Origin of the sequence: Acinetobacter sp. YH16031, from assembly GCF_013417335.1 — a bacterium.
GTDB lineage: Bacteria > Pseudomonadota > Gammaproteobacteria > Pseudomonadales > Moraxellaceae > Acinetobacter.
Genome location: NZ_VPED01000010.1, coordinates 84,425 through 105,994 on the forward strand (window position 1 = coordinate 84,425; position 21,570 = coordinate 105,994).

Below are 21,570 nucleotides of genomic sequence, written 5' to 3' on the forward strand. Positions count from 1 at the left end.
CTCATAAGCTTAGGAAAGATCTTCCTTCAACTCTTCTATTTTTTCTTTTCTGAAAAACTTCGGCTTCCACTCACTGGCAATCACCCCAAGTACCACCATCAATCCGCCTAGAAGTGCCAGCGCAGGCAAACTTTCTCCCGCCATACGTCCAAATAAACTTGCCCAGATCGGTTCACCGGCATAAATGATCGCAGCTTGAGAAGGATCTACCATTTCCTGCGCCCAGTTCATCACTAGCTGAATACAGGCACTGGCAATACCGAGACCGACCAAAATACCTGCCAGATGCCAATGGAAGTCAGGTAACTGTGATTCACCCAGCATCGGTGCCATCAGAAAACAAAATAGCGAGGCAAAAATGAGTTGTAGCACGGTGACACGCCGGGTATTCACCTTCGGAGCAAAATGACTGATAAAAATAATCTCAAGCGCAATGGCAATCGAGCCGAGCAAAGTCAAAACCTGACCAAAATTCAGCTGGATGGCACCAAAGCCATTACCGGTTAAAAAGACCAAGCCAAGAAAGGCAAACAGGGCACCGACCCAGGTCATAAAATGTGGTTTCTTACGAAATAGCAGCCACAGCATTAGCGGCACTAAGGGAACATACAGCGCAGTCAAAAAGGCCGATTCACTGCTACTAATCGTTTGCAAGCCCACCGTTTGTGTTCCATAACCGATCGCAATCACAGCCCCAATGATGGCACCCGCTGCCACTTCTTTAAGCGTCATGCCTTTCAAGTGCTTCAGGGACAGCAGAGTTACGGCAATTGCCGCCGCTGCAAAGCGTAATCCGACAAAGATCACCGGACTACTGAAATTCAGGCCATATTGTACAGTGATAAAACTGCCACCCCAGATGATGGTAATCAGGATCAGAGCAAGTTGAGGAACTTTAGTTCTCCAGATAGAGGGAGTTTGGGAAACGGATGTTGACATGGGAGAGAGGATCAAAAAATTGAACAATAAAAAAAGAGGTCCACAGACCTCTTTTTCAGCAGATGCTATTATAGCGCTTCTTGTTCATCCAGCAATAATTGTGCTTCACGCAGATTTAAAGTGCCTTCATAGATCGCACGACCAGTAATCGCACCTAAAATACCAGGCTGATCTTTCAGGTTACGCACGTCATCCATATTGGTTACGCCACCTGAAGCAATCACAGGCAGACCTGAATATTGTGCCAGATGTACAGTTTGCTCGATATTGACACCCTGCATCATGCCGTCACGGGCAATATCCGTATAAACAATACTAGATACGCCTGCATCCGCAAAACGTTTTGCCAGATCAGTCGCTTTTACATCAGTCACATTCGCCCAGCCATCCGTTGCCACCATGCCGTTCATGGCATCGATACCCACAATAATATGGCCTGCAAATTTTTTGCATGCTTCTTCTACAAATTCAGGATTTTGCACTGCTTTTGTACCAATAATCACAAAAGATACGCCTGCTTCCAGATAATGCTCAATGGTTTCCAGTGAGCGGATCCCGCCACCAATCTGGATAGGCAATTCTGGCTGTGATTTGGCAATGGCTTCTACCACTGGCTTATGAATCGGTGTACCTGCGAAAGCACCATTTAAATCTACTAAATGCAAGCGGCGAGCGCCTTCATTTACCCAATGCTGTGCTGTTGCCACTGGATCGTCAGAAAATACGGTATCGTCTTCCATACGACCTTGTTTTAAACGGACACATTTGCCATCTTTCAGGTCAATTGCAGGGATGATCAGCATGCTTTCGCTCCTTGCTTAATCTTTAGAATGAATTTCAGTGAGTTCATCTTAGCAAATAAAGTCGAAATTTCTAACTCTTAAACGGTATGAAAAAAGAAAACCTGTCTGAAGATATGCTGGAGTGACAGGATTTTATTCTTCAATTTTTTTATTCTTTACAATACTCCTGATGGAGTCTGATATCAAAATGATATTTCGCTAGAAAACTGATCTTCTGTTTGTTCAGATTTTTGAATGCGGGCGAATTTTCAATTTTAGTGAAGTATTGGGAACTTCCTTGGGTCCCAAGCCACGGTGCAGCAATTCTTCAAAGACCAGTAAAGGTGCATAGGCATCTGCAGCCGCATATTCAATCTGTGCCTGACTAAGATGTTTTTTCGCCCAGTTCGATGTCGTAACCCGTTTCGATTTAGGAAAATTCACCTGAAATAGCAAAGCCATCGCATTTTTTAATCCAAGAGGATTTTTAATGCCGAATGCACCAAAGCACTTTGACAATTCAATCACACTGTTCAGCTCAATGCCTCTTTTACGGAAAAGATGCGCATCATTTTTCAGGCCAAAACCAACTTTAATCTGGTCTCGATTGGCAAAAATCGGTTTCAGAAAATCCCAAATGGCAGCATTCATCTGAAACAGGTAGGCCTTTTCCAGAGTGGCCAGCTGAATCAGATGCGGACCAGTAGAAACTTCACCAACCTTGAAGGTCGGTTTGGACTCAGTGTCCAGACCAAAGACCGCGATCTGCTCAAGTTCTTCGCGTAGAGCTTCACATTGCTGAATGCTGTTAATCACCACAATATTTTCAGGCGCGATATTTTGAAAAGGTGGAAAAGTCGCTATTGCCTCTTTACTCGGCAGAATATCGTTAAGCTGGGTATCCATGATTAAAGCATCTTCCATTGATGAATATTCAGGTTGAATAGAGCATACCTTAGAGAAGGAAGCTTGGATGTGAATTATTTTTCAAAAATAAAATTTTAAGCTGTAGCCCATAAAAAAAGCCCGCATGATGCGAGCTTTTTGAATGTATTGGATTAGATATTCCAATCCACAAAGTTTTTTAGCAATTGAAGGCCTGCAGTATGGCTCTTTTCCGGATGGAACTGAGTTGCAAACAGATTGTCTTGATGCAGGGCAGTACAGAAATCAATACCGTAATTACAGGTTGCTGCCACGATGCTCGGATCTTGCGGTTCCACATAGTAACTGTGCACGAAATAGAAACGTGCATCCTGAACAATGTCTTTCCACATCGGATGGCTTGGATCGGCCTGATGTACCTGGTTCCAGCCCATATGCGGCACTTTTAAACCCGCCATTTCCGGGAAGTGTTTGACTTCACCGGCAAAAATGCCCAGTGCATCCGCACCGCCATTTTCTTCGGAACGTTGCATCAGAGCCTGCATGCCGACACAGATCGCCAATACCGGTTTGTTGAACACGGCATTACGTACAACTTCATCAATTCCGGCTTCATGCATGCCTTGCATACAGTCACGCATTGCACCTACACCCGGAAAAACGATTTTGTTGGCTTGGGCGATCAGTTTTGGATCATTGGTTACATCTACCGTTGCACCGACGTGTTCAAGTGCTTTGGCTGCTGAGTGTAGGTTTCCCATGCCATAGTCAAGAAGGGCAATACGGGTCATTACAAGGTACCTTTGGTTGAAGCAACAGTATTCGCAGCACGTGGATCAACTTCACATGCCATACGCAGTGCACGGGCAAATGCCTTAAATACACTTTCGATCTGGTGGTGACTGTTTTTACCTTTCAGGTTGTCAATGTGTACAGTCATCAGCGAGTGGTTGACAAAGCCCTGGAAGAACTCAGAAAACAGGTCTACATCAAAACGGCCAATCATGGCACGGGTAAATGGAATGTCCATAAACAGACCCGGACGGCCAGACAGATCCACCACGACACGGCTTAAAGATTCATCAAGCGGCGCATAGAAGTGTCCATAACGGCGTAGGCCCTTTTTATCACCCAAAGCCTGAGCGAAGGCTTGACCTAAGGTAATACCACAGTCTTCTACGGTATGATGGTCATCAATTTCCAGATCTCCATCACAATGAATATCAATATCAAACAGACCATGTCGCTTGATTTGATCAATCATATGATCTAAAAATGGAATACCAGTGTTTAAAGTGCCTTGACCAGTACCATCGAGGTTCAAACGAACTCGAATTTTGGTTTCGTTGGTATTTCTTACCACTTCACTGATACGATCTGTCATAGACACGTTCCTCAAATACGTCAAAATGATTGATGTAGAAAATATTTTCGCCGTGACGACGTCACCGCATATTAGATTGCTCAGGAGGGTTTATCAATGCCTATTACCGTACATGCTTATACTTCTCTAGAAAACGACGAAGTGCGCAGCCAGCTTGAGCGACTGTATGACACTAGCCCTGAATTTAGTGATGGGGCAGATGCCATTGAACATCTAGAGCAAAACCTTGCACAGTATACCTTACTTTATACCGCAGAATTTAACACCAAAATCATCGGCGCCATCTGGTGCACGGGACAAGGCGAAAGCCGAACCCTGGAAAACATTGTGGTGCATCCGGCCAACCGTGGACGCGGGGTTGCAGAAAGGCTGGTGAGTGAGGCATGCCGCATGGAAGAGGAAAAAGGAGTAAAAGCATTTGTACCGGGATGCGGAGCCATTCACCGTTGTCTGGCAAATCTTGAAAAAATTTAGATACAGATAATTTCAAGCAGCCTTCGGGCTGCTTTTTTTGTAAATACCAGATTCAATTTGTTTTATTAGTCAGGTATTTGCTGAAAATATTGCTGTATAAATACGCAAATCGATGGAAAAGTAAACATTTGATGATTTTTATACGTTATGTACTTGACGATTAAGAGCTGAAACTGTTTAATACGCGACATCGGCGTGATAGCTCAGTTGGTAGAGCAACGGATTGAAAATCCGTGTGTCCCCAGTTCGATCCTGGGTCTCGCCACCATATTCAAAACGATTTTAAAGTTTTCAATCCCTGATCCCATCAGGGATTTTTTTTAGGCCAAAATTCAGACACTCAGTCTTTTTTTTCATAATTTCGATTGACTAATGTGTCCAGATACGGCTTAATACACCGCATCGGCGTGATAGCTCAGTTGGTAGAGCAACGGATTGAAAATCCGTGTGTCCCCAGTTCGATCCTGGGTCTCGCCACCATATTCGAAAAAACCTCAAACAATGTTTGAGGTTTTTTTTTGCCTGTAATTTTTGATTCAGCCCAAGAATTAACTTGTTTTGCCATTCATCTGAGCAGGAATGAGTTCTCAAAATAATCAAGGTAATCTAATAGATAATTAAATACAGACTTTAGCAACCGATAAAGGCACTCAGGTTGTGAAATTTGAAGTAGGGGGAAAGCCCATGAACAGTCTAAAAACATCTTTATTTGGGATTCTGTTAGGTACATTGAGCATAGCAGTACATGCAGAAGAACAGAAACCGGTGCTTACCTTACCGACGATGACCATTATGGCTGAACCTGAAATGAGTAATGAGACTGGCTATGTCCCGTTTATTGAGAATGAAGCCAATCGTCTTGCCTTGCAGCATCAGGTAATCCGGGGAACTAAGGATGCAGAAAATTTTATGGTCAATCCAAATGTGCTGGCAAACCTCGATATTAAGCCGACCCAAGCTCCAGATTTGAGTTTGCTGTCACCTGCACTGCAACAGTATGTGATGACCATTGCCCAAGGCTTACAATCCAGTGATCCAACCCAAGGGCTGTATACACTGCTGGAGAATGTCGGGATCGATCGTAGCAGCAGCTTGCAACCAGGACGCGGTCTTCAACTACAGATTAATCTGGACAAGGTGAATCTGGGCTTATTAGAAAACTACAACAATCCATCTCCTGTAGCGCAATTTCCAAGATCTCCTTAAAGGATGAGCCAGTAATGCAAATCAATCCCCATATTGGGGATTTTTGCTTTTTTAAATCTAACTTCTGAATAATTCATATTTTTTAGGAGTTTTGCTCCTGATTTGCTGGTTGGCTTTATGAGGGTGTAATGGATTCGATTGACCGTTTATCAAACTTAACAATAAGAAGCTGTATTACTTGTAAGATTTAATCTGACGCTTTCCCTTTTCCAACCGAGGGGTAATAAGATGAATCTCCTAAAATCCATTCAAAGCTTGGGCCTGATGCTGACCTGTACTGCTTTTACTCTCCCTGTACTGAGTCATGCAGCTCCTGCTCATTCTGAAGCAACGGTACTTCCCACCTTAACTGTCATGGCAGAGCCTGAAATGCGTGCTGTGACGGAAATAACGCCTTATCAGGAAGGTGCCAGCCAGCGTAAGGCTTTGCAGATGCGCCTGATGAAAATTGAACGCGATATCCAGGCTTATAATGTCGATGGTGATGTCGTTGCAAATATTGACGTGGGAGCGGCAGCGCCTAATCCAGATCTGGACAGTCTGCCTACTGTGTTCCGAGAATATGTACTGGCAGTAGCACAAGGCTTGCAGTCCTCAGATCCAAGAAACGGAATCTATGTGATTCTGCAGCCTTTTGGTATTGACCGGAATGCCACCAATGTCCAGATCGTCAGGGAGCAGTTTGATCCGAATCGGCTTGAGCTCAGTCTGCCTTTTGGTTCGCGCTAGCACACAATCCGATGGGTCAGGCTGATCAGGTCAGTCAGTTTCGGTATAGCCAGATCACGTCATGAAGAAAGGAAGTCTGAAAACTTATTTCCTTTCTTCAGGCTTTTTACTGGATTCATTTTTTCAGTATTGAGGAAGCACGTTCACAAATGTGAAAAGCTCTATGTCTTGAATTATGCTGGAAAAATAAGCATAGTGTAAAAAATCAACAAGATCTGGATGACAGACCTGGAGCGTGTAGATGCCCCGTGTTTTTATGATTATCGCTGGAGTGGTACTGGCAATTTTGATCTGGTTATTTTATCAAAATTCTGTAGAGCAGGAACAGCAGGCCGATTTGCAAGAATATGAAACGGTACTGGAAGAAAAAACTGGATCTATTTTGCAACAGGCACAGGATTGGTCTAAACCGATTCAGATTGATCTGGAAGATGATCGTCTGGATGGGGATTATGCCGTGATGGCCCAATTTATTCTGGGTCAGATGCGTGATCGTGCCGAGGCTCGCAATCAGTATTTACGTGACCTCAAAGCAGCGGACTGGGATCGTTTTCTGGACATTGACCGTTTAGCCAAAGATCAAGCCCAAGACTATAAAGAAACCGAAGCCATGCTGAAGCGTGTGCATGAAATTGTCGATGGTTATGAACAGACAATTCAACAGCGGGCAACCCAGCAGTTAGAGCAGGTGAAACAGCTGGACATAAAAAACCGCTATCGTCAGCAACTGGCAGATAATCTGAAAGCCAATCAGCAGCAGGATAATGCCCATGCAATTTTTGAAATTGAAAAACAGAGTCTGGCCAAAGCAGACCAGTTATTTCTGGTGCTGAAAAACAATAAATGGGAAAAGAAAAATCAGACCTTTATGTTCTATGAAGATGCACCCTTAAAGCAATTCAATAAGCTGTATCAGGAAATAGTGCAGCTCAACCAGCAAATGACTCAAGTGGATCAGCAGGCACTTAAAGAGGCAGAGAACAAACTCTAAGTATAAGGATCTTATGATTTTTTATCTCTAAATGACATGATGTTTTTCTGTCAGAATTAGTCTTGTTGCATTGCTTACATCAAAGATGTGCCAGTTCTCATTGGTAATAGAACCAGCTATGCTTAAGAAAAATGAATATCCAGAAGCATGCTTGCAGACGGAAAGCGAGAATAGGGAGCACAATCTTTTATGCAACAATTGAAATGTTATAAAGAATTTCCGGTCTGGATGCAGCAAGCTATCCCACAAGGATTCAAGCAGCCACACAATACCAAAGCGGGCACTTGGGCAAAGCTGACTGTGCTCAAAGGTGAGCTGCATTTTGCCATGCTGGATCCGTCAGGTCATATACAGTCTGAACATGTATTTACGCCAGAGCAGCAACCACCGTTCATTGAGCCACAGGCATGGCATAAGATTATTTCTGCCAGTGAAGATGCAGAATGTCAGCTGCGTTTTTACTGCAAACCTGAGGATTACTTCACTAAGAAATATCAGCTAAGCCCGACCCATTCGGAAATTCTGGCAGCTATGCCGTATTTAAAGGGTGGTCGTGTGCTGGATGTCGGTTGTGGTTCAGGCCGCAATTCGTTGTATTTGAGTCAGAACAGTTTTGAAGTCGACGCCTGGGATGTGAATGAAAATAGTCTACAGACCTTAAGACAGATCATTCAGAATGAAGAAATCGGGAATATTCAGGTTCAGCAACGGGATTTAAATCTTGACCCCAGTATTCAGGGTCAATATGACTTCATTTGCTGTACAGTGGTGATGATGTTCCTGCAGGCCGATACCATTCCACCACTTATTGCACAGATGCAGCAGGCGACAGTGCCGGGCGGTTGTAACCTGATTGTCTGTGCGATGGATACCGATGATATTCCGGTACAGCCAGACTTTCCGTTTAGTTTTAAGCCGGGACAGCTTAGTGCCTATTATGAAGGCTGGAATCTGGTGAAATATAATGAAAATGTCGGTGAATTACACCGAGTAGATGAGCAGGGCAACCGGATCAAGCAGCATTTTGCGACTATGCTAGCCCAAAAAGTCGAATAAGAGATTTATACAGTTTTTAGATTTTTGGCTTTAAATCTGAAAGAGCTAAAAATAAAAAAAGATGTCACTTGGACATCTTTTTTTATGGATTTAAAATATCTTAAGTAGATTTTTTAAACCAAGAGAACCAGCCTTTTTTCTCGGCTTTTACAGCTGCTTCAGCAGGTGCTGCTTTTACTGCTTCTACTGGTTGAGCTGCAGCAGCTTTTACTTCTTCAGCTTTGGCTACAGTGGCTTCTTTTACTTCAGCAGTTTTTACAGCTGCATCAGTTTTGACAGCTTCTACTTTAGTATCCGCTACAGTTTTTGTTGCTACCACTTTAGCGTTCGCTGCTTCTTTAGTTTGAGCAGCTTGTTGTTGAGCTGCTTCTACTTTAGCGACAGCTGCTTGTTTTTCAACAGCAGCTTTAGCAGCAGTATCTTGTGCTTTAACAGTCGCAGTCGCTACCTTTGCTTGTGCAGGCGCAGTTGCTTGTTGAGCAGTTTGAGCTGCAACAGTTTTTGCTTGTTCTTTCATTGCAGCAACAGGAGAAACTGTTGTAGAAGCCATAGCAGAAGCTGAAGTTGCAACGATAGCAGTTGCTAGAAGTATTTTAAGCATTTTCATGCGTAACCCCATAAATAAAGGAGAGAAATGTGAGGCTATGATACGCTTGTCAAATATAAGTGGCTGATGAATAAGTTTTTATTGGTTTAATATTCAACTAAATTTACAAAGGGATAACACTTTGGTTGTTAAATAACTATAATCGTGAAAAATATATAATTAATAGAGGGTTAGGTGAGCGGGCTAGAAACAAATGGTTATATTACATGTGCTTCTTGTAATACAATAAATAAGCTTCATGAGATTGGTGAACAAGGTCTTTATCATTGTGGTACTTGCCAAAATCCATTAATTTTCATTAATAAAGAAGAACCTAAATCAGGTTTTATGAAAATTCTTGTTATTGCTGGATTGATTGGGGTTGCTGGTGGTGTAGGCATAGATCAAATAAAAGACGCTCTCAAACCCACTGAAATTAATTATTCGAGAATACAAACTAATTGGACTGATAAGCAGGTTAGGCAGTTTGATCTTAATTGTAAGGCAAATTTGGCTATGCAAAAGAAAAGATGGGATGCTGAACGTATTGATAAGACATGCACATGTTTTACGACGTACATAGTTGAAAATACTAATTATCCACTCTGGGGTGAGTTAGATCCTAAAGTGGTTGATGCAGGTACAAATGAATGCATTTAGAAAATAATGAAAAAGATCAATTAAATTTAAACCCTAATTTGGAAAAGTTTTTAAACTTAATTGAAGAAGTTTATACAGGTAATTTAAAGGCTTTTAGCGATGCATTTTCCGATGAAGATGCTTCTTTTTATGAGCGCTTAAAAAAAGATATTCAGAGGGCAAAACAAGGGTCATTAACCATTAAGAAAGAAGATGCATTGAAGAAATATATATTTTTTCTTGAATATAAGCAGTGGGAAAAGAATACAGACAATAAATTTTCTAAGAAATTAGATTTACAAATAGATACAGCAATTGAAGCCTTATGTAAGGCAACTGGGCAGTGATACTGCCCAGTATAAAAAGCTATTTACATGCACCAGGTACACGACATGCACAGCTTGAAGGAGCGTGACAGGCGTGATCATCACCACAGCGTGCTTCAATTGTGAAATCAGGGTATGGGCCAAACCAAACTTCATAAAGTTCTTTAGTTCGCTGGAAAGTATTTTTCAAATTTTGTTGGTCGACTTCATCATGGATTCCAAAATATGGATAGTGGTGCAGATAAGCTCCAAAAATTTTCAAGCAATCCATGTGGTAATTTCGAGTATCTAAAATGTGAGCATGCCAAAACTCATCAACAAGTTTATTAGGTACTAGCGTTTCTTTTGGATAGAAATATTTTAACGCTAGAAAACGTTTATATTCTTGCTCTGCAAATTCGCAAACTTTTTTTGACATGGTTGCTTCTTTACCTGATGTTAATTTAAATTTTAATTTATTGAAATTTAAACTCTCAACCGAAGTCGGCATGTTTGAGCTTGCTAGAGTAGCTTTATGGTTAAAGTCTATTGCTAAATTTCCCATTTCTTTTTCCTTAGTAGGTTTATAGCGTTGTTGCTATGTAGGAAATATTGCCATGTAGCTTTATTTGGATTGGGGAATTTTAAGGGACAAAAAAAACCCGCAAAAGCGGGTTTTTTTTTGATCTTGGTATTTAAGAATTAAACACGTTCGATAATCGTTGCGATACCTTGACCCAGACCGATACACATCGTTGCAAGACCGATTTGAGTATCTTGTTGTTCCATCACGTTCAACAATGTTGTTGTGATACGCGCACCAGAACAACCCAATGGGTGACCCAATGCAATCGCGCCACCGTTATGGTTCACGATGTCTTGCTTGTCATAAATGCCTAAGCCTTTAAGAACAGACAGACCTTGTGCAGCAAAGGCTTCGTTTAACTCAACAGTTTGCATGTCTTCGATGGTCAGACCAGCACGTTTCAATGCTTTTTGTGTTGCTGGAACAGGGCCATAACCCATGATTGCAGCATCACAACCTGCAACTGCCATAGAGCGGATCACAGCACGTGGTTTCAAACCAAGCGCTTGAGCACGTTCAGCAGACATTAACAGCATTGCAGATGCACCGTCAGACAATGCTGAAGATGTTGCAGCAGTCACTGTACCGCCTTTAGGGTCAAATACTGGACGTAAAGCACGGAAAGTTTCGATGTTGGCATCCGGACGGATCACTTCATCGATATCACACAGAACTTTATAACCGTCAGCATTATGACCTTCAATACCTACGATCTCGTTCTGGAACAGACCATTTTCAGTCGCAGCCCAGGCACGGCGGTGAGATTCCACACCAAACGCATCCTGTTCTTCACGAGTAATGCCGTTCATGCGACCTAGCATTTCAGCAGTCAGGCCCATCATATTTGATGCTTTTGCGTAGTGCTTAGATGCAGCAGGGTTCAGGTCGATGCCGTGCATCATACCTACGTGGCCCATATGCTCTACACCACCGATGATGAAGATATCACCCTGGTTAGTCGCAATCTGTGCAGCCGCAGTGTGGATTGCCTGCATAGAAGAACCACACAGACGGTTAACCGTTTGACCTGCAACAGTCTTAGGAAGGTCAGCTAACAATGCGATGTTACGCGCAATGTTCATACCTTGTTCCAGAGTCTGGTTCACACAGCCCCAGATCACATCTTCGACTTCATTCGGATCGAATTCATTACGAACCATCAACGCACGGATAAGTTCAGCTGACATGCTGTCGGCACGTACATTGCGGAACATACCGTTTTTCGATTTGCCCATGGCAGTACGTACGCCATCAACAATCACAACGTCACGTGGATTTAAAGTAGCCATTCACGTCACTCCTTAACCGTAGAATTTTTTGTTGTTAGCAGCCATGTCGCGCAATGATTGCGGCGCTTCATAAGCCTTACCTAAGTGCGCGTATTTGTCGCAAAGTGCAACATACTCAGCTACACCAGTCTGGTCGATATAACGGCATGGACCACCACGGAATGGAGGGAAGCCTACACCCATGATCATCGCCATATCTGCTTCAGCCGGAGTTGCAACAATGTTGTCTTCCAGGCAACGAACAGTTTCGTTACAGAAAGCCAGCATCATACGGTCAATGATCTCTTGAGGATCAAATTCACGTTTTTCAGCAGTTGCAACAGATGCCACAAGTTCGTATGCGGTTGGATCAACCACTTTGGCTTTTTTGCCTTTACGGTCAAGTTCGTATTTGTAGAAACCAACGTCATTCTTTTGACCCAGACGGTTGTTTTCGTACATCACTTGGATCGAACCTTTGAAATCAGGTTTCATACGATCCGGGAAGCCTTCAGCCATCACTTCTGCACCGTGAACGCCAGTATCGATACCAACCACGTCCATCAGGTAAGCAGGACCCATAGGCCAGCCGAATTTTTCCATCACTTTATCGATTTGCTGGAAGTCAGCACCATCTTTCAGTAACAGGTCAAATGCACCGAAGTAAGGGAACAGTACGCGGTTTACCAGGAAGCCCGGGCAGTCATTCACTACGATTGGTGTTTTACCCATTTTCTGAGCAAGAACAACAGTCGTTGCAATCGCTTCAGCAGAAGTCTTCTCACCACGAATCACTTCTACCAGTGGCATCATGTGTACCGGGTTAAAGAAGTGCATACCGACGAAGTTTTCAGGACGTTCCAGATTTTCAGCCAGACGCGTGATTGAAATCGTAGACGTGTTCGACGCAATAATTGTGTTTTCACGTACTTTAGATTCAGTTTCTTTCAGTACGATGCCTTTCACTTTCGGGTTTTCAGTTACTGCTTCGATCACGATGTCGACTTCTTTAAACTCGTCATAGCTTAAAGTAGGACGGATGCGAGCAAGGGTTTCACCCATTTGCGCCGGCTTCATCTTCTTGCGTTCAACCTGCTTGGTCAGCAGTTTGTTTGCTTCAGACATACCCAGTGCAAGTTGCTGGTTACCGATGTCTTTCATGATGATTGGAGTGCCTTTGCTTGCCGCCTGGTAAGCAATACCACCACCCATGATCCCTGCGCCTAGAACGGCAGCCTGGTTCACTGGATGTGCACCTTGTTCATATTTCTTAGAAGTTTTCTTCACCACCTGGTCGTTCAGGAACAGACCGATTAACGCACCTGCTTGTGGAGTTACCGCAGCTTTCGCAAAGCCTTGAGCTTCAACTTTTAACGCTTCATCGCGGTGTAAGCTTGCACCTGCCTGAAGAGAATCAAGCAATAGTTTTGGCGCTGGGTATTGAGCAGGGTTTGCTTTTGCAAGAACCGCACCTTTCGCCGTATTGAACGCCATCATTTGCTCAAGCATGTTCAGCTTGATTGGATCCAGTTTTTCCTGGCGTTTTGTTTGCCAGTCTAAACGACCGTGAATTGCCTGTTTCAACAGGTCAATCGCAGCATCTTTCAGTTTGTCTGCAGCCACAACCGCATCAACAGCACCATCTTTCAGTGCAGCAGCCGGTTTTTTCGGAGTAGCCATGGCCATCCATTCAACTGCATTGTCGATACCGATCAGACGGCTTAAACGAACCGTACCACCGAAACCAGGGAAGATACCAAGTTTGATTTCAGGCAGGCCGACTTGCGCCTGTTCTGACATCACACGGTAGTCACAGACTAAGCACATCTCGAAACCGCCACCTAGTGCCATACCGTTAATCGCGGCAACTTTAGGAATGTCCAGGTCTTCGAAGCTGTTAAAAATTTCATGAACTGGTAGTGCCCAGTCAACAATTGCCTGTTCGCCTTGAGCAAAGTTATCGCCGAACTCAGTAATGTCAGCACCTACAATAAATGTAGACTTGCCTGAAGTCACGATTAAACCCTGAATGTCAGCAGCGGAAACTGCGTCGATCGCAGCCTTGAAATCTTCAATCGTTGCACGGTTGAATTTGTTAACCGACTCACCTTGTAAGTCAAAGCGGAATTCTGCAATTCCGTCCTCAAGCATTTGGACGGTAATGGCATTGCCAGCGTGGATCATGCCCTGATCTCCTTTATTTTGGAGGACTTCTAAGTTGATGTTGTGAAGCAAGCGCGCATTTCCCGCGCACTTTTTTACTTCGCTAATCTTACGATAACTATATCCAAAAAGAACAACACAAGTTGTATCAAGCCGTGACGCAAGGGTCATCAATTTTCATCGCTCAATCAAGGCGTTGTCATGTCCGGAATACAGTGAACCGTTATCGTAGTGTAATGAAGTTATTGTTTCAATTTCACTTTTTTATTGCTGTCGCGCTGTTTTTATAACGTAAATTGACCAGATAGGGAATGTTTGCTGTGTGGTGTTTTGGTCAAAATAGTCAATTGAGATTCAAATTATTCGATACGGATGTAAGAAAATGTATGCAACGCTGTGTTCTACAAGCGGGTAGGGAGAGCAAAAGCAGCTTTGTTATAATGCGGCCCAGATGTGACTTTTTTATTTTTCCCCGTTCTTTTTTAGGGCTAGGATTTTTTGGGTATTGATATGCTTAAGTGGATTATTTTGGCCATCTTTGTCATCTCAGCGTTATATATTCAGCGACGTGGCACAGTTCGGCATTCTTTTTATCGCCAGTTTTTTGACCATTCGACCCTGTTTGCACCGATCAATTTTCTGATGTACGCCTTTTCACGCGTACCGAATCAGCCTTATATCGATACGCAGCATTTTAAAGACCTAAAAGTGCTGGATGAAAACTGGGAAATGATTCGTGACGAAGCACAGGCACTCTATCAGAAAGGCGGGATCAAGGCTTCGAGCAAATATGATGACCTGGGGTTTAACTCATTTTTTAAGACTGGCTGGAAACGCTTCTATTTAAAATGGTATGACTCGGCGCATCCCTCTGCAGCAGAACTCTGCCCAAAAACTACCGCCTTGCTCAAAACTTTGCCTACCATTAAAGCGGCCATGTTTACCGAGCTGGCACCCGATAGCCGTTTGGTCCGTCATCGTGACCCTTATGCCGGTTCATTGCGTTATCACTTGGGCTTAATGACCCCGAATGATGACCGCTGCTTTATCGATGTCGATGGTCAGCGTTATTCCTGGCGCGACGGCGAGAGCGTGGTATTTGATGAAACCTATATTCATTATGCCGAAAACAAGACTGACCAGAACCGGATCATTTTCTTTGCTGATGTCGAGCGACCTTTAAAAACCCGCTGGATGGAACGCTTCAATCACTGGTTTGGTAAAAAAGTGATGACAGCAGCCAGTTCACCGAATGAGGTTGGGGATCAGACTGGTGGCTTAAACAAAGTCTTTGGTTATGTCTATCAACTCCGGGTAAAAGCCAAAGCTTTAAAAGCACAGAACCGCCAGCTGTACTATTTCCTGAAATGGTTCCTGATGCTGGGTATTTTCTTCCTGATCTTTATTCGTCCTTATCTGTTTGCCTAAGCTGCAACATAAAAAATAAAGCGCCCACATGGGCGTTTTTTATTACTTGCAGAGATTCACCACATCATTCTGATTTTGTGTAAGATAAAACAAAATAGGGGGAAGATGATGCGTGTATTTCGTTCCAAAAAAGACTGGTGGTTGCTGGCATTTTTAATCTGTATGAGTGGTTTGTTATTGCAATTACTACTGACCATGCAGGCCAAAGGGACGATGGCTCAATATCCGGTGCATACCGCAGTCTATATACTCACAATCCTCTTGGTGTGGTGGCCGGTCTGGAGTACCCGTTATATCGTGCAGGATGGGCAGTTGATTATCAAAAGCTTGTGGCTGAGCTGGCAAATTCCGCTTAATTCAATTCAGAATATCCAGCCTACAGATCACTCAGAAATTGCACCTGCTTTGTCTTTCAAGCGTTTAAAAATTAGCTATACGTTGGCAGATCGACAAAAATATGTCCTGATTTCACCTAAAGACCCGGATGCATTGATTCAGGCGATTCAAGCGCATCAAACAGTTTAATTGGAATCGGATGCTTGAGGCTGAATTATCAATTGACCATTAATGCAGTCCAGATGGAGTTGTAGCTGTTCTGGATGGTTTAAAAAATAAATCGCTAAGACTGGTTCCAGTTCAGTCCGTATTTTCCGGCCCAGATGACGGGCGCCATAACGGATGTCATGGCCTTGATAAAAATGAGCCTTGGCTGCATCAGTGAGGTGAATCTGTCGTTTCTGGTGTTGCAGACGTTGATTTAATTTATCCAGCTCAATCTCAACCAGTCGTGGCAGGGCATCATTTTGGACGGCCTGATAGTGCAAGGTACGGTCAATCCGGTTTAAAAATTCGGGATCGAACTTGCGCTGCATGACTTTTTCAATGATCTGCTGGGTCGGTACTTTTTTCAGACATAATTGTTGCATTTTTTGCGGCAGATAGCTGAGTTTTTCCAGATATTGTTGCGCGGCCTGTGCACCGACATTACTGGTCATAAAAATCATGCAGTTACGAAAATCGATGGTTTTGGTACCAGCAGTCAACGTCAGTCGACCAGTATCCAGTACATTCATCAGACCACGAATCACTTCAGTACTGGCTTTTTCCAGTTCATCAAACAGCGTGATGCCGGGACGGGTATGGCTTCCGGCAATAGCGGTTTCATCAAACAGGCTATGGCCTTCTTTAGAGCCCACATAACCCGGAGGCGCGCCAGTCAGGGCAGCTGCATAATGTTCCTGCGCCAAAGTATTCATATCAATCCGGCAGAAAGCATCAGGACGACCATAAATTGCTTCGGCAATCAGACGCACGGTCTCGGTTTTGCCGACACCGGTCGGGCCAAGCATTAAGGTAACCGAAAGCGGACGTTCAGGACTGGAAAAGTCAGCCTTGACCACATGCAGCATTTTTTCAATTTCATTTAAGGCGGCATCCTGACCGATGATCCGTTCCCGTAGCAACTGCATCACAGCCAGAGGTTCAAAATGAAAACGCGGTTTCCCAATTAAACGGTCACGCTCAGACTGGCTATGGCTAGAAGTGGCAGGTTGCACAACATGAATACCGGATTGGGAACTTGTCATCTTGGATCATCTCGAGATTGAACCTGTCGAGCATAGCAAAGTTAGTTCAGGCGACTTATAGCTTTTAGCAATCAGACCATATTGGGTTGCTTATAAATACGGCGGTCTGGGCATAACCTGTTTCACTTTCGATGACAGTTCGGGTGAATTTTGTGTCATCGCTTGAAAATGACACATTAAACATCACATATATCTGCATATTGCAGGTGAAAAATAGGTTTTAGGTGAACGAGAACGCACGCCCTCATATTGAAAAAATCTTGGCCAATATGACCACCTTACCCGGGGTCTACCGGATGTATGGCAAAGATGGCGAACTCTTATATGTGGGAAAAGCCAAAAACCTGAAAAATCGGGTGTCCAGTTATTTTGTCAAAACCCTTGATCATCCCAAGACTCAAGCTTTGGTGGCACGGATTTATGACATTCAGACCTTGGTGGTGCGTTCAGAAACTGAAGCCTTACTCTTAGAACAAAACCTGATCAAGCTGCATCGTCCACCATATAACATCATGCTGCGTGATGACAAATCCTATGTCTATATTTTTGTCTCTGCAGACAAGCCCTATCCGCGGATTGCCAGCGGTCGTGGCAAGGGCAAACATCAGGTCGGCAAGTTCTTTGGACCTTATCCGAGTGCTTACAATGCCCGCGATACTTTGGTTATTCTGCAAAAATTATTCAATGTACGTTCTTGTGAGAATGGTTTCTTTGCCAATCGTACTCGACCTTGTTTGCAATATCAGATCAAGCGCTGTTCCGGCCCTTGTGTCGGCCTGATTTCACCTGAGGATTATCAGGAAGATGTCAATAATTCGATTCGCTTCCTGCAAGGCGATACCAAAGAGTTGAATCAGGAATTGATTGCCAAGATGGAAGCAGCCGCAGAAAATCTGGAATTTGAAAAGGCGGTATTTTATCGTGACCGGATGGCATTACTGCGTGATGTACAGGCCCAGCAGGCGATTTATAAAGTCAAAGGTGAGGCAGATATTCTGGCGATTGCCTACCAGGCAGGAGTAACTTGTGTGCAGATCATGCATGTGCGTAATGGCAAGATGCTCGGCGGTAAAGGCTATTTTCCGGATATGCTGAGTGACGATCTGGGACAAATGCTCTCGGATTTTATTGCCAACTTCTACTTCCAGGTTGCCGATGAAATTCCTTCTGAACTGATCGTAAATATTGAAATGCCAGATCGGAAGGAGCTGGAAGCCGCACTTTCTCAACATTTTGACAAGAAAATTCAGATCAAATCCAAAGTTCGGGAAACCCGTGCCGAATGGCTGGAACTTGCACAGATGAATGTGCAACATGCCATTCAGGGCAAGCTGGCCAATCACTTTGAGCTGAATGAACGTTTCCATCAGTTAGAGGAGGTCGTAGGACGGCCGGTAGATCGGATTGAGTGTTTCGATATCTCGCATACCATGGGTGAAGATACGGTTGCTTCTTGCGTAGTCTTTGATAGTGGAGGCGCGCGCAAACGCGATTATCGCCAGTTTTCTATCAATGATATTCAGGCGGGTGATGACTATGCCGCGATGCGTCAGGCCTTAACCCGTCGTTATAAAAAAGCCATGCTGCCAGATTTGCTGCTGATTGACGGTGGTAAAGGACAATTGCATATGGCGATGGAAGTCATGCAGGAACTTGGGCTGGATGCCTTTATGGTCGGTGTGTCTAAAGGCGAAGGACGTAAGCCGGGTCTGGAAACTCTGCATTTTACCGATGGCAGCAAGATTCAGCTTCCAGAAGATCATAAGGCCTTGCATCTGATCCAGCAGGTACGTGATGAAGCCCACCGTTTTGCCATTACCCGGCATCGGGCCAAACGTGATAAAAAGCGGGGGTCATCGGTACTGGAGGTAATTCCGGGACTAGGGCCAAAGCGCCGTCGTGATTTATTAACCCATTTTGGTGGGATTCAGGGTGTGCTTAAAGCTTCAGAAAAAGACCTGCAACTGGTACCGGGTCTGGGTTCGGTCATGGCCCGGATGATTTATAAAGTTCTGCATGAGTAATCGTTTTATATCAATTACAAGTGCAAAAATGCACATTGACCTTCGAGTCAAAGGTCATTTCTATTCATAGATTTTTCCAGCAATATATCGGTTCATCAGACAAAGTTGAAGGATCGATATGTCTTTGCAAACACTGTACGCACAAATTGCGCAGCAAGAATGGATTGAAATGCCGCCAGGCTGGGGACAAGGAAGAACCATCTACGGTGGACTTGCAGCTGCAGTCATGATGCAAAAAGCCGTGGTAATAATCAATGATCCTACTAAACGTTTGCTGAGTACCAGGGTGACTTTTGTTGGCCCGGTACAGGAAGGCAAAGCACGCCTAACTGCGGAAATTCTGCGTGAAGGCAAATCGGTCACTACCATCGAAGTGCGTCTATGGCAGGATGAGGCTGTTCAGAGCATTCTGATTGCCAGTTTCGGCGTAGCGCGCGATTCTAGCATTCAGGTACATCAGGAAATCCAGGCTCCGGATTATGCTCCTCCTGAAACCCTGTTCCAGATTCCTGCACAGTTCAAGCTACCAGAGTGTTTTGATCATTTCGAACTCAAATGGGCAGACCTGAATCTGCCTTGCAGTTCAAGTGTACGTCCTGATTTCGAAGGCTGGTGCCGCTTCCATCCCGATCTACATTCTGACCGTGAATTTCAGTTAGCTGACCTGATGGCCATTTTTGACATCTGGCCACCTGGGGTGTTACCGATGTTTCAGACACTGGCCCCAGCGAGCAGCCTGACCTGGACTGTAACCTATGTGCATCCAGTGCAGCATCAGCTACATGATTGGTTTAAATATAAAGTGATTACCGACCATGCGGCTGACGGTTATTCAACAGAACATGCCTATCTGTGGGATGTAGAAAATCGGCTGATTGCGATGGCCAGACAGACAGTGACGGTGTTTGCCTAGTGACACTTCAAGTCAATTCGTATAAAGTGAAGCGTATTAATGATGGATTAAACCTCGAAAAAAGTGTGCATTTTCATCGTACATGAGGGGAACAATTGGCGGTGTCTATGACTACAGGTCGTATCCTGAATATTCCAAATATCTTGACCTTGGCTCGTATTATCCTGATTCCGGTTTTTTTATTGGTCGCATATTGGCCACCGGCAATGGGATTTAATGAAACCAGTCCTGATGTGACGCGGCATATTATCTTAACGACAATTTTTGTAGTGGCTGCAGTCACTGACTGGTTTGATGGTTATCTGGCGCGTACTCTGAATCAGACGTCTGCTTTTGGTCGTTTTTTGGATCCAGTTGCAGACAAGTTGATGGTCGCTGCTGCGCTTATTGTCTTAGTGCAATGGCAACCTTCGATCTCGATGGCTTTTGCAGCGATTGTGATTATTTCACGGGAAATTACAGTTTCAGCTTTACGTGAATGGATGGCTGAACTCGGTGCGCGTACCAGTGTGGCGGTGTCGACAGTGGGTAAATACAAAACCGCGTTCCAGATGATCGCAATTACGGTTTTCCTGCTGAACTGGCCACCGCTAGAAATGCTGGCTTATGCTTTGCTATATACAGCTGTGGTACTGACCTTATGGTCAATGTTTATTTATCTAAAAGCAGCCTGGCCATATCTGAAACAGCCTTAATCAATAAAAGCTCCTTAAAGGGGCTTTTTTTTATAGCTGAAATAGGAAATATAAAAATAGCAGGCAAAAAAATACCCAGCCTTTGGGGGAAGAACTGGGATGAAATCGGGGGTATTTCTCAGTTATTATTATAGTTATTCAAAGATATCTCATCTTCTTGCTGGTCATTATAGGGAGCACCTTCCACAAAATCATGTGGTTTCTTGTAGCTGAATGTTGTGTTTTGTGAGAGCAATGTATACAGAATTTACAATTGATTATTTTGATACAAATCTGATTGCTTTTCAGTAAGATAATGGCTGCTTAAATTTAAAAAACACGGTAGGAAAATGACAGGTTTTGAGCCTGTTTTTTAGGTCAATAATTTTCGATTTCATGAAAGTTAAAATAGTTTTTAGAGTGCTTTTAAGAGAAATAGAGTATCTATAGAAAAAGAATATCCGAGGAGTCTCTTGTCAGGTATTTAACTCATGATCTGATGAAGAAGTAATTTTCAAATTAAAAAGGGAATTCTTTTTATAGGTTACTTTTTTATAGCATTCGAAGTGATACCTTTCGCTTAATTTACGTAAGAGAAAAGCTTGAGCTTAGATAAAAAAATTTCCATGTAAGGAGTTTTTTTATTCTATGAACTTATAGCTGCTTGTCTTGTGTAAAAAACAAAAAGAGTAGGGCTTTAAACTAAAAGGGGAATCTTTCATAGATTTCCTTTTTGACAAGTAAAATTATGCGCTTATCTTGCTTAGTTAAAACGCAGTTTAGCTCTTGCAGTATTCATAAAAAAAAAGAGCCTTGTCAGGCCACTGCTGTCCCATAGTTTGCTTTAAATAAAAAAACCTGAGTCCTAACAGTTAAAATATGAGTGCAAACAAACACTTTAACGACCAGGATTCAGGTTTTGTCACATCAGAATACCGTATTTCATGAGCTA

At 43.5% G+C, this 21,570-nt stretch carries 22 protein-coding genes and 2 tRNA genes; 14 read left to right on the forward strand and 10 right to left on the reverse strand.

The genetic code is table 11. The annotated features are described in order from the left end of the window. Positions 1 to 9: 9 nt before the first annotated feature. From FTV31_RS06835 to hisB, 5 genes are all read right to left on the reverse strand, one after another. Positions 10 to 939, reverse strand: a complete 930-nt coding sequence (locus tag FTV31_RS06835; RefSeq protein WP_180013846.1) for a DMT family transporter — start codon at positions 937 to 939, stop codon at positions 10 to 12. A 68-nt stretch (positions 940 to 1,007) separates the two neighbouring features. Then, positions 1,008 to 1,742, reverse strand: coding sequence for a 1-(5-phosphoribosyl)-5-[(5-phosphoribosylamino)methylideneamino]imidazole-4-carboxamide isomerase (gene hisA, locus FTV31_RS06840; protein WP_005232592.1), 735 nt, complete (start codon positions 1,740 to 1,742; stop codon positions 1,008 to 1,010). 222 nt (positions 1,743 to 1,964) lie between these two features. After that, positions 1,965 to 2,645 carry a 3'-5' exonuclease gene (locus tag FTV31_RS06845; protein WP_373686978.1) on the reverse strand — a complete coding sequence of 227 codons (681 nt, stop codon included), beginning with the start codon at positions 2,643 to 2,645 and terminating at the stop codon, positions 1,965 to 1,967. Between the two features lie 134 nt (positions 2,646 to 2,779). Continuing rightward, positions 2,780 to 3,397 (reverse strand): imidazole glycerol phosphate synthase subunit HisH, encoded by a 618-nt coding sequence (gene hisH, locus FTV31_RS06850; RefSeq protein WP_180013848.1) that lies wholly within the window; start codon positions 3,395 to 3,397, stop codon positions 2,780 to 2,782. Further along, a complete protein-coding gene (hisB, locus tag FTV31_RS06855; protein ID WP_005232589.1) occupies positions 3,397 to 3,990 on the reverse strand; it encodes an imidazoleglycerol-phosphate dehydratase HisB in 594 nt (197 codons plus the stop codon). The genes hisH and hisB overlap by 1 nt, the downstream gene beginning before the upstream one ends. 96 nt (positions 3,991 to 4,086) lie before the next feature. On the opposite strand from hisB, the gene FTV31_RS06860 reads away from it, so the two are divergent. From FTV31_RS06860 to tehB, 7 genes are all read left to right on the forward strand, one after another. Beyond that, positions 4,087 to 4,464 carry a GNAT family N-acetyltransferase gene (locus tag FTV31_RS06860; RefSeq protein ID WP_004781604.1) on the forward strand — a complete coding sequence of 126 codons (378 nt, stop codon included), beginning with the start codon at positions 4,087 to 4,089 and terminating at the stop codon, positions 4,462 to 4,464. A gap of 192 nt (positions 4,465 to 4,656) precedes the next feature. Next, positions 4,657 to 4,732 (forward strand) — tRNA-Phe (locus FTV31_RS06865). A 136-nt stretch (positions 4,733 to 4,868) separates the two neighbouring features. Next, positions 4,869 to 4,944: transfer RNA gene (locus FTV31_RS06870), tRNA-Phe, on the forward strand. A gap of 204 nt (positions 4,945 to 5,148) precedes the next feature. Then, complete coding sequence (locus FTV31_RS06875) at positions 5,149 to 5,670, forward strand: hypothetical protein (protein WP_180013850.1); 522 nt, start codon at positions 5,149 to 5,151, stop codon at positions 5,668 to 5,670. 228 nt (positions 5,671 to 5,898) lie between these two features. Next, entirely contained in the window at positions 5,899 to 6,399 is a 501-nt protein-coding gene (locus FTV31_RS06880; protein WP_180013852.1) for a hypothetical protein, read from the forward strand. A gap of 241 nt (positions 6,400 to 6,640) precedes the next feature. Then, on the forward strand, positions 6,641 to 7,390 hold the full coding sequence (locus FTV31_RS06885) for a hypothetical protein (RefSeq protein WP_180013854.1): 750 nt from the start codon (positions 6,641 to 6,643) through the stop codon (positions 7,388 to 7,390). A gap of 189 nt (positions 7,391 to 7,579) precedes the next feature. Further along, positions 7,580 to 8,446, forward strand: coding sequence for an SAM-dependent methyltransferase TehB (gene tehB / locus FTV31_RS06890; RefSeq protein WP_180013856.1), 867 nt, complete (start codon positions 7,580 to 7,582; stop codon positions 8,444 to 8,446). Positions 8,447 to 8,546: 100 nt separating this feature from the next. Here the strand turns inward: tehB and FTV31_RS06895 are convergent, their stop codons facing one another. Then, positions 8,547 to 9,053, reverse strand: a complete 507-nt coding sequence (locus tag FTV31_RS06895; RefSeq protein ID WP_180013858.1) for a hypothetical protein — start codon at positions 9,051 to 9,053, stop codon at positions 8,547 to 8,549. A 174-nt stretch (positions 9,054 to 9,227) separates the two neighbouring features. Between FTV31_RS06895 and FTV31_RS06900 the strand changes: the two genes are divergently transcribed. Continuing rightward, the gene (locus FTV31_RS06900; protein ID WP_180013860.1) at positions 9,228 to 9,692 is read left to right on the forward strand and encodes a hypothetical protein; all 465 of its coding nucleotides are present in this window, start codon (positions 9,228 to 9,230) and stop codon (positions 9,690 to 9,692) included. Beyond that, on the forward strand, positions 9,683 to 10,018 hold the full coding sequence (locus FTV31_RS06905; protein ID WP_180013862.1) for a hypothetical protein: 336 nt from the start codon (positions 9,683 to 9,685) through the stop codon (positions 10,016 to 10,018). The genes FTV31_RS06900 and FTV31_RS06905 overlap by 10 nt, the downstream gene beginning before the upstream one ends. A gap of 19 nt (positions 10,019 to 10,037) precedes the next feature. Here the strand turns inward: FTV31_RS06905 and FTV31_RS06910 are convergent, their stop codons facing one another. From FTV31_RS06910 to fadB, 3 genes are all read right to left on the reverse strand, one after another. Then, positions 10,038 to 10,541, reverse strand: coding sequence for a hypothetical protein (locus tag FTV31_RS06910; RefSeq protein ID WP_180013864.1), 504 nt, complete (start codon positions 10,539 to 10,541; stop codon positions 10,038 to 10,040). 137 nt (positions 10,542 to 10,678) lie between these two features. Then, positions 10,679 to 11,851, reverse strand: coding sequence for an acetyl-CoA C-acyltransferase FadA (fadA, locus tag FTV31_RS06915; RefSeq protein ID WP_180013866.1), 1,173 nt, complete (start codon positions 11,849 to 11,851; stop codon positions 10,679 to 10,681). Between the two features lie 12 nt (positions 11,852 to 11,863). Then, the gene (fadB, locus tag FTV31_RS06920; protein WP_159123725.1) at positions 11,864 to 14,014 is read right to left on the reverse strand and encodes a fatty acid oxidation complex subunit alpha FadB; all 2,151 of its coding nucleotides are present in this window, start codon (positions 14,012 to 14,014) and stop codon (positions 11,864 to 11,866) included. Positions 14,015 to 14,503: 489 nt separating this feature from the next. On the opposite strand from fadB, the gene lpxO reads away from it, so the two are divergent. Both lpxO and FTV31_RS06930 read left to right on the forward strand, forming a co-directional pair. Then, positions 14,504 to 15,421: a lipid A hydroxylase LpxO gene (gene lpxO, locus FTV31_RS06925; protein WP_166136817.1), complete on the forward strand. Its 918-nt coding sequence runs from the start codon at positions 14,504 to 14,506 to the stop codon at positions 15,419 to 15,421. A 108-nt stretch (positions 15,422 to 15,529) separates the two neighbouring features. Next, complete coding sequence (locus FTV31_RS06930) at positions 15,530 to 15,946, forward strand: PH domain-containing protein (protein ID WP_180013873.1); 417 nt, start codon at positions 15,530 to 15,532, stop codon at positions 15,944 to 15,946. On the opposite strand, the gene FTV31_RS06935 is transcribed toward FTV31_RS06930, so the two are convergent. Next, positions 15,943 to 17,007: an AAA family ATPase gene (locus FTV31_RS06935; RefSeq protein ID WP_180013868.1), complete on the reverse strand. Its 1,065-nt coding sequence runs from the start codon at positions 17,005 to 17,007 to the stop codon at positions 15,943 to 15,945. The two genes, FTV31_RS06930 and FTV31_RS06935, sit on opposite strands and share 4 nt — an antisense overlap. Positions 17,008 to 17,231: 224 nt before the next feature. Here FTV31_RS06935 and uvrC point away from each other — a divergent pair, with 224 nt between their 5' ends. The 3 genes from uvrC to pgsA all read left to right on the forward strand — a co-directional run bounded on the left by uvrC (position 17,232) and on the right by pgsA (position 20,639). Continuing rightward, entirely contained in the window at positions 17,232 to 19,031 is a 1,800-nt protein-coding gene (uvrC, locus tag FTV31_RS06940; RefSeq protein ID WP_166136811.1) for an excinuclease ABC subunit UvrC, read from the forward strand. Positions 19,032 to 19,149: 118 nt separating this feature from the next. After that, positions 19,150 to 19,944, forward strand: coding sequence for a thioesterase family protein (locus FTV31_RS06945; RefSeq protein ID WP_180013870.1), 795 nt, complete (start codon positions 19,150 to 19,152; stop codon positions 19,942 to 19,944). A 107-nt stretch (positions 19,945 to 20,051) separates the two neighbouring features. Next, the gene (pgsA, locus tag FTV31_RS06950) at positions 20,052 to 20,639 is read left to right on the forward strand and encodes a CDP-diacylglycerol--glycerol-3-phosphate 3-phosphatidyltransferase (protein WP_004781631.1); all 588 of its coding nucleotides are present in this window, start codon (positions 20,052 to 20,054) and stop codon (positions 20,637 to 20,639) included. The last annotated feature ends 931 nt before the right edge of the window (positions 20,640 to 21,570 follow it).

What these genes read in the sequence shown, in the direction of transcription:
- FTV31_RS06835 (WP_180013846.1), bottom strand. Translation starts at nt 939, where the DNA reads ATGTCAACATCCGTTTCCCAAACTCCCTCTATCTGGAGAACTAAAGTT.
- hisA (WP_005232592.1), bottom strand. Translation starts at nt 1,742, where the DNA reads ATGCTGATCATCCCTGCAATTGACCTGAAAGATGGCAAATGTGTCCGT.
- FTV31_RS06845 (WP_373686978.1), bottom strand. Translation starts at nt 2,645, where the DNA reads ATGGAAGATGCTTTAATCATGGATACCCAGCTTAACGATATTCTGCCG.
- hisH (WP_180013848.1), bottom strand. Translation starts at nt 3,397, where the DNA reads ATGACCCGTATTGCCCTTCTTGACTATGGCATGGGAAACCTACACTCA.
- hisB (WP_005232589.1), bottom strand. Translation starts at nt 3,990, where the DNA reads ATGACAGATCGTATCAGTGAAGTGGTAAGAAATACCAACGAAACCAAA.
- FTV31_RS06860 (WP_004781604.1), top strand. Translation starts at nt 4,087, where the DNA reads ATGCCTATTACCGTACATGCTTATACTTCTCTAGAAAACGACGAAGTG.
- FTV31_RS06875 (WP_180013850.1), top strand. Translation starts at nt 5,149, where the DNA reads ATGAACAGTCTAAAAACATCTTTATTTGGGATTCTGTTAGGTACATTG.
- FTV31_RS06880 (WP_180013852.1), top strand. Translation starts at nt 5,899, where the DNA reads ATGAATCTCCTAAAATCCATTCAAAGCTTGGGCCTGATGCTGACCTGT.
- FTV31_RS06885 (WP_180013854.1), top strand. Translation starts at nt 6,641, where the DNA reads ATGCCCCGTGTTTTTATGATTATCGCTGGAGTGGTACTGGCAATTTTG.
- tehB (WP_180013856.1), top strand. Translation starts at nt 7,580, where the DNA reads ATGCAACAATTGAAATGTTATAAAGAATTTCCGGTCTGGATGCAGCAA.
- FTV31_RS06895 (WP_180013858.1), bottom strand. Translation starts at nt 9,053, where the DNA reads ATGAAAATGCTTAAAATACTTCTAGCAACTGCTATCGTTGCAACTTCA.
- FTV31_RS06905 (WP_180013862.1), top strand. Translation starts at nt 9,683, where the DNA reads ATGCATTTAGAAAATAATGAAAAAGATCAATTAAATTTAAACCCTAAT.
- FTV31_RS06910 (WP_180013864.1), bottom strand. Translation starts at nt 10,541, where the DNA reads ATGGGAAATTTAGCAATAGACTTTAACCATAAAGCTACTCTAGCAAGC.
- fadA (WP_180013866.1), bottom strand. Translation starts at nt 11,851, where the DNA reads ATGGCTACTTTAAATCCACGTGACGTTGTGATTGTTGATGGCGTACGT.
- fadB (WP_159123725.1), bottom strand. Translation starts at nt 14,014, where the DNA reads ATGATCCACGCTGGCAATGCCATTACCGTCCAAATGCTTGAGGACGGA.
- lpxO (WP_166136817.1), top strand. Translation starts at nt 14,504, where the DNA reads ATGCTTAAGTGGATTATTTTGGCCATCTTTGTCATCTCAGCGTTATAT.
- FTV31_RS06930 (WP_180013873.1), top strand. Translation starts at nt 15,530, where the DNA reads ATGCGTGTATTTCGTTCCAAAAAAGACTGGTGGTTGCTGGCATTTTTA.
- FTV31_RS06935 (WP_180013868.1), bottom strand. Translation starts at nt 17,007, where the DNA reads ATGACAAGTTCCCAATCCGGTATTCATGTTGTGCAACCTGCCACTTCT.
- FTV31_RS06945 (WP_180013870.1), top strand. Translation starts at nt 19,150, where the DNA reads ATGTCTTTGCAAACACTGTACGCACAAATTGCGCAGCAAGAATGGATT.
- pgsA (WP_004781631.1), top strand. Translation starts at nt 20,052, where the DNA reads ATGACTACAGGTCGTATCCTGAATATTCCAAATATCTTGACCTTGGCT.